The organism is Protofrankia sp. CiP1_Cm_nod4 (assembly GCF_982290645.1).
In genome coordinates this window covers 34240-45298 of record NZ_CEVIVC010000005.1, presented here as the reverse complement: position 1 = coordinate 45298, position 11059 = coordinate 34240, and the positions used below count along the sequence as shown (strand labels likewise).

At 67.6% G+C, this 11059-nt stretch carries 9 protein-coding genes and 2 pseudogenes; 5 read left to right on the top strand and 6 right to left on the bottom strand.

Features of this window, described 5'->3' with window-relative positions; genetic code table 11:
* Positions 1-156: 156 nt before the first annotated feature.
* Both AC5LSR_RS02385 and AC5LSR_RS02380 read right to left on the bottom strand, forming a co-directional pair.
* Positions 157-564 carry a type II toxin-antitoxin system VapC family toxin gene (locus AC5LSR_RS02385; RefSeq protein ID WP_250286663.1) on the bottom strand — a complete coding sequence of 136 codons (408 nt, stop codon included), beginning with the start codon at positions 562-564 and terminating at the stop codon, positions 157-159.
* Between the two features lie 2 nt (positions 565-566).
* Positions 567-857, bottom strand: coding sequence for a type II toxin-antitoxin system VapB family antitoxin (locus AC5LSR_RS02380; RefSeq protein ID WP_493464413.1), 291 nt, complete (start codon positions 855-857; stop codon positions 567-569).
* A 453-nt stretch (positions 858-1310) separates the two neighbouring features.
* Here AC5LSR_RS02380 and AC5LSR_RS02375 point away from each other — a divergent pair, with 453 nt between their 5' ends.
* Positions 1311-2099: a Fic family protein gene (locus AC5LSR_RS02375; RefSeq protein ID WP_250286656.1), complete on the top strand. Its 789-nt coding sequence runs from the start codon at positions 1311-1313 to the stop codon at positions 2097-2099.
* A 96-nt stretch (positions 2100-2195) separates the two neighbouring features.
* Here AC5LSR_RS02375 and AC5LSR_RS02370 read toward each other — a convergent pair whose 3' ends face one another.
* Entirely contained in the window at positions 2196-3158 is a 963-nt protein-coding gene (locus tag AC5LSR_RS02370; protein ID WP_250286658.1) for an NADP-dependent oxidoreductase, read from the bottom strand.
* 586 nt (positions 3159-3744) lie between these two features.
* A complete protein-coding gene (locus AC5LSR_RS02365) occupies positions 3745-4200 on the bottom strand; it encodes a transposase family protein (protein WP_250286660.1) in 456 nt (151 codons plus the stop codon).
* A gap of 288 nt (positions 4201-4488) precedes the next feature.
* Between AC5LSR_RS02365 and AC5LSR_RS02360 the strand changes: the two genes are divergently transcribed.
* On the top strand, positions 4489-6303 hold the full coding sequence (locus AC5LSR_RS02360) for an ATP-binding protein (protein ID WP_250286661.1): 1815 nt from the start codon (positions 4489-4491) through the stop codon (positions 6301-6303).
* Positions 6304-6713: 410 nt separating this feature from the next.
* Here the strand turns inward: AC5LSR_RS02360 and AC5LSR_RS02355 are convergent.
* Positions 6714-6809 (bottom strand): annotated as a pseudogene (locus AC5LSR_RS02355) (HhH-GPD-type base excision DNA repair protein); the annotation flags it as partial.
* Between the two features lie 270 nt (positions 6810-7079).
* Here AC5LSR_RS02355 and AC5LSR_RS02350 point away from each other — a divergent pair.
* The 3 genes from AC5LSR_RS02350 to AC5LSR_RS02340 all read left to right on the top strand — a co-directional run bounded on the left by AC5LSR_RS02350 (position 7080) and on the right by AC5LSR_RS02340 (position 10934).
* Positions 7080-8222 carry an MFS transporter gene (locus tag AC5LSR_RS02350; RefSeq protein WP_250292664.1) on the top strand — a complete coding sequence of 381 codons (1143 nt, stop codon included), beginning with the start codon at positions 7080-7082 and terminating at the stop codon, positions 8220-8222.
* Positions 8223-8831, top strand: coding sequence for a TetR/AcrR family transcriptional regulator (locus AC5LSR_RS02345; RefSeq protein WP_250282984.1), 609 nt, complete (start codon positions 8223-8225; stop codon positions 8829-8831).
* 684 nt (positions 8832-9515) lie between these two features.
* Complete coding sequence (locus AC5LSR_RS02340) at positions 9516-10934, top strand: plasmid pRiA4b ORF-3 family protein (RefSeq protein WP_493468100.1); 1419 nt, start codon at positions 9516-9518, stop codon at positions 10932-10934.
* A gap of 14 nt (positions 10935-10948) precedes the next feature.
* Here the strand turns inward: AC5LSR_RS02340 and AC5LSR_RS02335 are convergent.
* Positions 10949-11041 (bottom strand): annotated as a pseudogene (locus AC5LSR_RS02335) (DNA-binding response regulator); the annotation flags it as partial.
* Positions 11042-11059 lie beyond the last annotated feature (18 nt).

Genomic DNA, 11059 nt, shown 5'->3' with positions numbered 1-11059 from the left:
GTCGGCCTCGGCAACCTGGCTCAGGTGAAGTCCCACGTCGCTACCGTAGCCTCCGCCTGACCACGGGTCTCGCAGGTGGCCGAGCATCCCACCTTCCCTGATCTGAGGCCGAGTCGCCGCGTCGCACCGACACCGGTGGGCGCAACGGAGCCGAATTCAGCGCAGTCCGTGCTCGTCGGGAAGGTCGGCGGCGACCAGATCCGTATGGATGAAGTCCTCGCCCTTGAACAACAGCGGTTCCCGTCGTTCAGCCGCAAGCGCATAGGCGAAACAGTCACCGAAGTTCAACCGGGCGGGACTACCGCTCCCCCTGCCGAAGTCTCGGTAGGCCTGCCGGGCGAGCGTCGCGTGCTCGGCCGTCACCGCCACCACCTCGATGTCCGCCACTCTTACCAGTTCGTCGAACCGGCGGCTCGCAACAGGGTCACGAGCCGAGTCGACGACGACCGCCGCCTCCACGTAGTTCACGGCAGACATGGCGGTGTCCGCCGAGACAAGAGCCGCCGCGTAAGCAGCCGCGTCAGGCTCGGCTCGGATGATAGCAACGAGGGCGGACGAATCCACGATCACGCCGGCAGCCCACGATCATCGTAGAGGTCGTCGATGCCGAACCTGCTCCCAGCAACCGCACCCGCTATCTGGCGGCCAAGAGCGACAATCCGCTCAACTCGCTGCTCGCCCGCTTCTGGGCCGGCCCGCATACGGTCGAGACGTTCGCGAATGGCCGTGGTCACCGCCGTCGCGATGCTCTCACCGGTCAGGTCAGCCAGCTCACGGCCAAGCCGCTGCGCCTCGTCGTTCTTGATGTTCAGCGCCACCGCAACCACTTCCACCATGGAGGCAAAATTTTCCTCCATGGTACCCCCCACGGGACGATCCGCCCCGCCTACCCCCGGCTCCTCGATTGTCCTATCGAAGCGCCGCGCGCCGATCAAACGATGCGTTACCAGGAAGACGCGGACCGTCCCGTCCCACTCCATCCTTCCGAAACCCGCTGGTCAAGAAGCATCCCGATCAGCAGCGCCAACGGATCGTTCGTCAGCAGCTCGTCCGCTGCCTCGATCTGGTTAAAGCGCAAGGCTCACGGCCCTGAAAGTAGCCGGCTCGGGCGGCCCGCCGGTCAGCGTGCCGGCTGACCGGCTCCACGTCATCGCCGAGGACTCGACGTGTGGCCCGGCCAGCTCCGGCAGGTCGGCCTGACGGACACTCCGGGATCCCGGTGGTCGCCGTATCGTTGGATCACGGCATGGTTCGCGGCACGTGCGGGTCACGTACGGTCCGAGCACGTACGGTCCGAGGAGGTGCGATTCGTGGCGACGAGCGGGGCGATGCTGGGCGCCCTCGGATTCACCTGGGATCGGTCCATGGTGAGCCGGGATATTCCGCGGTTCTCGGTCGAGCGCGCCGTCTGGCGGTTCCAGCGGTCGCTGCCGGAGTACGTGTGGGACGCGGCGGTGCTCGAGGGCAACCCGTTCACCTACCCCGAGGTCCAGACGCTGCTGGACGGGATCACCGTCGGCGGACGGAAGATCAGCGACGAACGTCAGATCCTGAACCTCGCCGAGGCGGCGAGCGAGCTCGGCCGGCTCGTCAGGACGCACGATTTCCGGTTGTCCAAGGAGGTCTCCGACAGGCTCCAGTTCCTGCTCGCTCGAGACGAGGCGCTGGAGTCAGGCCATTTCCGCGGTGAGGGCAGCGAGACCCTCACCCCTGGCGTCAGCCTCGGAGAACACGGCCGTTACCTACCGCCCGCCACCGAGCACGGCGGCGGGAACCTGCGCCGCATCTTCTCTCAGGGGCTGGAGTTCCTCTCCACCGAAATCGACGACGAGTTCGAGCAGGCCGTCGCCTATTTTCTCTTCGGCTCGCTGCAACAATTTTACTACGACGGCAACAAGCGTACCGCGCGCTACATGATGAATGGTCATCTCATGTCCCGGGGAATGGATGCCATCAGCGTCCCGGCCGCGCGCCGCCACGAGTTCAACACCGGGATGGTGGACTTCTTCCTGCGCAAGGACGGTACCGGCATGTTCGGCTTTCTGACATCCTGTCGGCTCGCCGCCGACAAGGGGGTCCTACCGCCTGGCGACGAGTAGACACTCACCGCCAGGCGGCCGTTCGCCGCTGTCCTGGCTGTGGCACCCGACGGCGCCCGGCCGCTCATCCGCCGGTCGCCTCATCCGCTGGTGAAGCTATCCGCTGGTGACGCTGAGGACGATCTTTCCCTGGATGTGGCCCTGCTCGGCTCGTTCGTGCGCGCGCCACGCCTCGGCGAGCCGGTGGACACTGTCGACGGCGACCCGGACGGCACCGGAGTCGAGCAGTCCGGCCAGTTCGGCGAGCTGGCGGCCGTCGGAGCGGACCTGGCCGCCCAGGAGCCGGATGCCCCGCCGGGCCAGGTCCTCCTCGCGGTAGTCGCCGAAGAAGACCGGGCTGAGCACTCCTCCGTCCCTGATCGCCGGGGTGAGACGGTGGCCGAGCGGGCCGCCGACGGTGTCGAACAGGTGGTCGACGCCCTTTGCCGCGTCCGCGACGTCGGTCGTCGTGTAGTCGATGTACTCGTCGGCCCCCAGCCCGCGCAGGAAGTCCTCGTGACGGGTGGACGCGACGGCGATGACCCGGGCGCCGAGATCGCGGGCAAGCTGGACGAGGAAGTGCCCGACGCCGCCGGCGGCACCGTTGACCAGCACGGTGCTCCCGGGGGTCACGGCAGCGTGGTCGACGACGTACTGCCAGGCGGTCAGGCCCGCCATCGGGACCGCCGCCGCGTGAACGTGGTCGATTCCGGCCGGCCTGCGCGCGAGGTCACCGACCGGCGCGGTGGTGTACTCGGCGTAACCTTTCGCCGCGCCCACCGTCGTCGGGAAGCGGAGCAGGCCGAAGACCTCGTCGCCCTCGGCCCACTCGGTGACGCCGGGTCCGGTCCCCACGACAACACCGGACACGTCCGTCCCAGGGGTGAACGGGAACTGGACCGCGGGCCGCATCGACTCGGGTATGAGGCTGAAGCCCGACCGCGCGTACCAGTCCGGCGGGTTCACGCCCGCGGCGTGCACCCGGACGAGAACCTCGCCCGGGCCGGGCTCGGGACGGTCCACATCATCAAGCTGGAGCACGCGGGGCGGACCGGTGCGATATACGCGAACGGACTTCATGGCGGGTCACCTTCCCTGGAGTCCGACGGATGGAGCAACGTCCGGAGCAGTGCTCCGAATATTAGACGGAACACTGCTCCGATTGCCAGGGAGGGCGCGTGAGATGACCGCTCAGCCGAGTCCGCCCGGTCACCGCGAGCGGCGCGCCGACGCACGCCGCAACTACGACCACATCCTCGTCACGGCGCGAGCCGTGCTGGCGGAGCAGGGAGTGCAGACGTCGCTGCGCGACGTCGCCCGCCGCGCGCAGGTCGGCCCAGGGAAGACTGCAACTCGCGGGGACATGATGTGGCTGATTCAGAAAAATCCCCACCAGCCCCGGAAGACGGCGGGGAGAAATGCCTGTGAGCTGAACGGCCGGCGGGCACCCCGTCAAGCGCGGGGAGCGCAGGACACACTCACGACCACTTCCGCACGACGACCGTCACTGCGTCCTCAACGATTGAGCTACTCCGGCACCATCCCGAGCCGATCCGGTGGATGTCTTCGTCGGGGAAACGGCAGAGAACCATCTCACCGCCGAGCGCGGCATCGGCCACGAACTCCAGCCGCTGTCGGGTATGGGCGACGCGGCATACATCGAGGACTACACGGTCTTCGTCAACAAGGACGGCTTCTGGGTATCGGTTGACCTGGTACGTGCCAATGACCCGCGGAAAACCGCGGGCCGCTCGAGGACCTGGCGCGCACGGCGGTGGCGCCGTGGCGGCTGGTGCCCGGCGGTGTCGACGGCGTCGAGGCGGGCCCGGATCCAGGCTCTGATCGCGGCTTCCGACGCCGCCGGGTCCACCCGTACCAGCACCCGCCAGATCGTCACCGGGCCTGGGATCCGCCCGGCGATCCCGAGACCGGCGCGGGCATCCGCGGGGAGGTCGGCGGTCCATTCCCCGATCGCCGCGAACGAGCGGGCGCCGCCGAGCATGGCGCACACCGCGATCGTCAGGAGCGCGGCGAAGGGGGGTGACGCACTGCGCGCCGTGTAGCGGGCCAGCTCGTCGAAGGGATCACCGAAGCCGTTTGCCAGCCGCCGGCTGGCGAACACTGTCTCGCCCGCAACGGCGGTTCAGCAGCTCGTCGGCCTCGGCGAGCTGACTCAGATGCAGTCCCATCGTCGATTTCCCTTCGACGGCCAGCCAGAGCCTTCGATCGTGCACATGGTGGGCCACGGTCGCCGGTTCACCTACCCGCCCAAGGTCAACACGGGCGGACGTCCCGACTCCACCTCAGCATCCGAGTATCGACGCGTAGCGTACCTAACGAAGCCTAACAAGATTTCGGTAGCCTTACAACATCGTGCTAGGCTCGCGTCAGGCTCTCGGGAGGCGATGGCATGGATGCGGACGGACTGGCCGAGATCGTTGTCTCGCTTCGCCGAATCGGCCGGGATGACACAGGTCTTGAGGTCAAGCTGGCGTCAACCGACAAGTTGCCGGGTGAGACCATACAGACACTTTGCGCATTCGCGAATACGCCGGGCGGCGGCACCCTGATCTTGGGCCTCGACGAGGCGCGCGGATTCGCGGCGACTGGGTGCGCGCATGCCGCGAAGCTCGCCGCCGACATCGCGGGGCTGTGTCGGGACGGCCTCGTTCCGCCGCTCATGCCTCTGATCAGCCTGCCGGAGCTCGAGGACAGGACCCTTGTCGTCGCCGAGGTGCCGGAGCTCAACCCGGCGGACAAGCCCTGTTATCTCCGGGGCAAAGGGCAGCCTAACGGCTCGTACATCCGCATCTCGGACGGGGATCATCGACTGACGTCGTACGAAGTAAGCCAACTGTTGATCAACCGAGGCCAGCCGACTTTCGACAAGGAACCCGTCGAAGAAGCAAGCAGAGCCGATCTGCACGACGAACTCGTCGCGGACTATCTACGGGACCTTCGCCGGTCCCGACCGACCTTGGCCCGCCGGGAAGACGAAGATCTACTTAGCCGGTGCGGAGTGCTGGTAAGAAGTGCACTGAGTGAAAAGAAGCTCGTGCCGTCCCTGGGTGGACTGCTCGCGCTGGGCCGGGATCCACAGGGTTTTGACTCACTGCGCGGATGCGCGATCACGGTGACCACGTACCCTACACCACGCAAGGGCGAGCCCGGTCCAGACGGACAGCGATTCCTCGATGACAAGATTCTTGAAGGACCAGCACCGATTCTTCTCGCAGAAGTTTTTGACGTCCTGAACGCCCGAATGAGCCGGCGCGGAATAGTGACGGGGATTGGCAGGGAAGATCGCTGGGAGTATCCACTGGAGGCACTTCGTGAGATCTTGGTCAACGCTGTAGCACACCGCGACTACAGTCCGATGTCCCGGGGGACACGCATCCATGTCGAGATGTACCCCGATCGCCTCGAGGTAATTTCGCCCGGTGGGCTCTTCGGGCCCGTCACCATCGACCGGCTGGGAGACGAGAGCATCGCATCTGCTCGTAACCGGGCGCTCGTCGACATCCTCGAAAATGTTCGTTTCCACCGCGATCGAAGGGCCCTGTGCGAGGGGCGGGCGACCGGTATCCCCACAGTTCTGAACAGCCTGCGTCAGGCTGGGCTCGTACCGCCCAGGTTCAAGGACAACATAAGCGACTTTCGAGTCATCATGCCAAACAGGGCCTTGCTCGACGAGAGCACCCGGGCCTGGCTGTACTCGCTCGGGCAGCCGGGCGTCTCTCCAACACAGGAGATGGCCCTCGCGGTACTTCGGACTGGCCGGGCGCTGACGAGCGACGAGTACCGAATCGAACTCGCGGTAGACAGCAAGGTCGCTCGTCGAGAGCTGGGGGATCTTGTCCAACGAGGTGTGGTCAGAATGGTCAACCAGCGCCGATGGGCAAGGTACGTCCTTGACGACGCGGCCGAGAATCCACACCCGACACTTTTCTCTGAACTCCCTGAACACGAGCCGCGTCACCAACACGTGAGGACCGGCCGCAACAGGGATACTCGTAAATCCATCACACGGAAACAACGTGTTCTGGAACTCCTGGCCGTCGAGTCGCCACTGACCCGCGCGGAGATCGCCGCCCGCCTTTCCTTGGGCGATCGGCAGGTTAGTTACGAGCTGACCAAGCTGATCGCCGAGGGACTGGTCGCCAGAACAACCGCCACCTACAGCGACCCTAATGCCGCGTATCGCCTCACGAGCGAGCCGGTATGAGTTCCACGCCGTTTCTTGAAGCCGGCCGGCCTGATCGAGGGGCGGCACAGTGCGACGAAGCCATCCCGAACTGACTCCGGTCCCGCCAGTCCCGGGGAAGACAGCGACTCGCGGGGACATGACATAGCCGATCCAGAAAAAAGCCCCGCCAGTCCCGGAGGACGGAGGGGAGAAAGTATTGGCCACGATACCGGTGCACGCTCTGGCCCGTCAAATGCTGACGCGGTCGCCCATTGTGGTGCTTCGCTCCGGCAGCCCGGCCCGCGGTGTTGGCGGGATGATTCGGCCTCAATGTCTCACCGCGACCCGACCTTCGTTCCCACGACGCACCCACCCAGACCGCTGCCACTTTCCGTTGTCGACGACACACGGATCTCGAGGCGACGTCCCGGTCCGCTCCTTGTTTACCGAATTTGCCGGTCCAGCACCATGCCTATGAGTAGCGCCAACGGGTCGTTCGTCAGCAGCCTGTCGGCCTCGTCGAGCTGACCGAGGTGCAGTCCCACGTCATCACCGTAGCCGACCGTGCCGCGGCGGCCGGCAAGCCGCCGGTCAGACTGTCGCGATCATGATGAGATGATTATCTGTCATTCTCTGCCTGACTGTCATTCGCCGCGCTAGTGTCATCCACTGACAGATATACATTGAGTGACAAAAGAGGGCCGGGATGGATCGGAAGTGGTTGGCGCTGGCCGGCGTCGCGGTGGCCGTCTTCGCCGTCGGCGTGGACGGGACGGTGCTGGCGGTGGCGTTGCCGACGCTTGCGGTGAAGCTGCATGCCTCGGCCACAGATCTGGTGTGGTTCTTCCTCGGCGTATCTGCTGACCTGGGCCGTGGCGATGCTGCCGCTGGGGTCGCTGGGCGACCGGTACGGGCGGCGCCGGGTGATGATCGCCTCTCTCGCCGCCTTCGGGGCCGCCTCGGCCTGGGCTGCCTGGTCGGGCTCGGCGGCCATGTTCATCGCCGCGCGCGCAGCGGGCGGAATCGCCGGGGCCGGCATCGTGGTGATGGCCATGTCGGCAGTCACGGTGATGTTCGCCGAGGACGAGCGTTCCCGGGCGGTCGGCGTGTGGGCGGGCGTGAACTTCCTGGCCCTGCCGACCGGACCGATTCTGGGCGGCTGGCTGCTCGACCGGTTCTGGTGGGGCTGGGTCTTCCTCATCAACGTGCCGGTCGTGGTCATCGCGCTGGTCGCGGTGGTGGCGCTGGTGCCAGAGTCCCGCGGGTCAGACCGGGGCCGGCTCGATCTCGTGGGGATGACTCTGTTCGGTGGCGGACTGGCCGGGCTGGTCTACGGGTGCGCCGAGGCGGGCACCCGTGGTTGGGGTTCGGCGGTCGTGAGCGCCGCGCTGCTGGCCGGCACCCTGCTGCTGATCGTTTTTGCGCTCTGGCAGCGTCGCCTCACCCGCGGCCTGCCCGCGGCGCCGGTGTCGGCTCGGGCGCGGGAGCCGCTGGTCGACATCGGCCTGTTCCGCATCCCCGAGTACGTCTGGGGCACGGTCCTGGCCTTCCTGTGCTCGTTGGCGATGATCGGGGTGCTGTTCACCCTGCCGCAGTATTTCCAGGCCGTGCTCGGCGTGGACTCCATCGGCTCCGGCCTGCGGCTCCTCCCGCTGCTCGGCGGGCTCGCCGTCGGCGCGACCGGTGCCGAGCCACTCACGAAGACGATCGGCGCGAAGGTGGTGCTCGTCGGCGGCTTCGCGGTGCTGGGCGCCGGCCTGATACTCGGGTCCGCGACGAGCACGGGCAACGGTTTCGGGTTCGTGTCCGCCTGGACCTCGATCACCGGCGCCGGGATCGGTACGGTCCTCGCCACGGCTACCGCCGCCGCGTCGCAGCCGCCGCCGGTCAGCCAGGCGGGTGGCGAGGCAATGATCGACGCAGCACGCGCTGACACCGTTGTCGAAGGGAGCGAGTAATTGTCGCGGGAGCGGCCATCGTGGAGCCAGACGCAGACCATCGCGCTCAAGCAGGCGATCCAGGCGGCCGCGCTGCGGCTTTTCGCCGAGCGAGGATACGCCGAGACCACGGTCAGTATGATCGCCGAAGAGGTCGGGGTCGCGGCGCGGACCTGCTTCCGGCACTTCCCGACCAAGCCCGACATGGTCCTGTGGGACGCCGCCGACTACGACCTGCTGGCCCACTTCCGCGCCCGCCCGGCAGGCGAGGGCGTCATCACGGCCTTCCGCGAGGCGCTGCGCGCCGGCTACGCCACCCTGAGTCCCGACCAGCGTGCCCTGGAGCAGCACCGCACCGAGCTCATCGCCGCGATACCCGAGGTCCGCGCGGCGCACCTGGATCACCTCACCTCCGCCACGCACGAGTTCACCGTGGCCGTGGCGGAACGGGCCGGACGCAAGGCGGACGACCCCGACGTCGTCGCGGTCACCGGCGCCATCATCGGCATCATGATGATCAGCCAGCTCGACACGTCCAGGCGACCCGCGCCGTCCTCGCCGCATCAGGACCCGGTCGTTGCGATCGACGACGCCCTGGCCCGGCTGCAACGCGGATTCAGCACACTCTGACCGGAAATGGCAGCAGCGGAACCACCGGCGGCAAGAAGAGCTCGCGGCGGCGCGACGTCGATTCCGCCGGTCCCGGAGCACGAATCGGCAGGCGGTCCCGCCCAGGGCGGCGAGCAACCACGCTCCGGCGGTCCTGCCCCGAGCCGGCGGGCAGAACCCTGATGGCCGCGACGTCGGCCTCATGTCCGCTGAATTGTCCGGTGGTCGGCTGTCAGCCCTGTTGGGTCAGAATTCCGGCGCGTGTTCCTGAGCGTCCAGCAGTTCGTCGCCGTGCTGGAGTGTCCAGTCGCCGAGCGCCTTCATGGGGCCGTCGACCAGGCTCCGTCGAGCCGCCAGCTCGAGGAGGTCGCGGGCTTCGTCATCGGGCTGGGGTTCGCGGGCTTTGATCCCGCCTCCGCCGTTCCCCGCGTCCCGGCATCGTCGACAGCCAGGCCGGATGAGGAGACAGCCGCTGTCCGACCAGGACGCGCCCGCTCGGTGGACGGAGCGATAACCGGGTGAGCCGGACGCGGCGGATGGGAGCAGACTTACCGCATGAGCCCCAGCAGTCGTGGCCGTAGGAGCGGGCGGAAACCCCCCACCAGGAACAACAGGACCAGGTCACGCCCCACCGCCGTGTCACGTGTGCCGGACACGCAGGGCACGTGTGACTGCCCGGCGTGCTCGGGCGCCGACGGGCTGGGGATGGTCGTCGGTGAGCTGACCACGAACGGGGAGCTCCTGCTCACCATCGACGATCCGATGGAGGCGGAAGTCCTTGGCGCGACGCTGGTCTCAGCCAGCGACCTGATCGGCGAGGACGCCGAGGAGGCGTTTACGCAAGGGCTCGTCCCGGCGTTGGAGTCCACGGGCGCCGTGGAGGCGCTGGCGACGCTGCTGGCGATCGGCTCCGTCTCGCCGGGCCGTCTCGGCGCGGCCGCGAACGACGCCGCCGACCGCCTGGCCGAGGCCGGCATCACCCGCCCGGTATGGGCGGACGAGCTGCAGGCACCGGTGACCGCCGATGGCTTCCAACGCCTGGATGACGACCAGGAAACGGCCTCGATACTGGTCTGCTCGTTCCATCGGGCGGGGCGGGGGCACGCCGTCATCATCAACGTTGACCGCAACGACTGCGGCGCCGCCGCCGACGTTCTCTTCCTCGACGCCGACAAGCTGCCCGAAGCGGTCGAAACGCTGCATGCCGCTGCCAGCTCCGAGGGCGTCCGGATCAGGGCCGAGAACCTCAGCCCGGAGGAGTTCCGCTGGCAGGCCGAGAACGCCCTCGCCGCGCGGGCGGTACACGACGCGGGCGACGTCGCTCTCAACCTGGCCGAATTCCTCGACGACGAGGACGACAGCCCGGCCTATCCGGCGCTGGCGATGCTGCTACGGGCCCGGCTGGCGACTCTGCCGGAGCCCGGCAGACCACCCGCGCCGCATCCCACCGACGACGAGGACGACATCGGCCCCGACCTGACGCGGCTGCTGATCCCTGGCGGCTTCGAACTGGCCCCGTCCGACGTCGCGCCGTCGGCGGCGCTGCCGGCGAAACGGAAGAAGGCGGCCGGGCCAGCGCCGGTCTATCAGATCAAGGTCGTTCTGCGTGGCACGAAACCGCCGATCTGGCGACGGCTGGAGGTGCCTGCCGACATCCGGCTCGACCGGCTGCACACCGTCATCCAGGCCGCGTTCGGCTGGTACGACACCCATCTTCACGTCTTCGAGACCCAGTATGGCAGTTTCAGCAGCCCCGACGCGGATCCGGGCTACCGCGCCGAGGCCGCGGTGACGCTGGAACAGGTCGTGCCCACCGCGAACGACAAGATTTTTTATACCTACGACTTCGGTGACAGCTGGGAACACGACATCCTGCTGGAGAAGGTCCTCAGCCCGGATCCGACGGTGCGCTATCCCCGCTGCACCGGCGGGCGCCGCGCCGCCCCACCGGAGGACTGCGGCGGCATCTGGGGATACGCCGAACTGCTACAGGTGCTGAAGGATCCCGACCACCCCGAGCACGACGAGAAGCTGGAATGGCTGGGCGTCGACAACGCCGTCGAGTTCGCCCCGGAGCGGTTCGACACCGTGGCGGTCAACCAGGCGCTGTCCGCCATCCCCTGACGCACACCGTCGCGCACGTCGAAACCCTCGTAACGCAGCGCCATGGCGACAAGATCGGTGATCGCCTCCTCGTCGTCCACGACGAGGACCCTGAGCGGATGCTCCATCCACCCAGTCTCACCCGT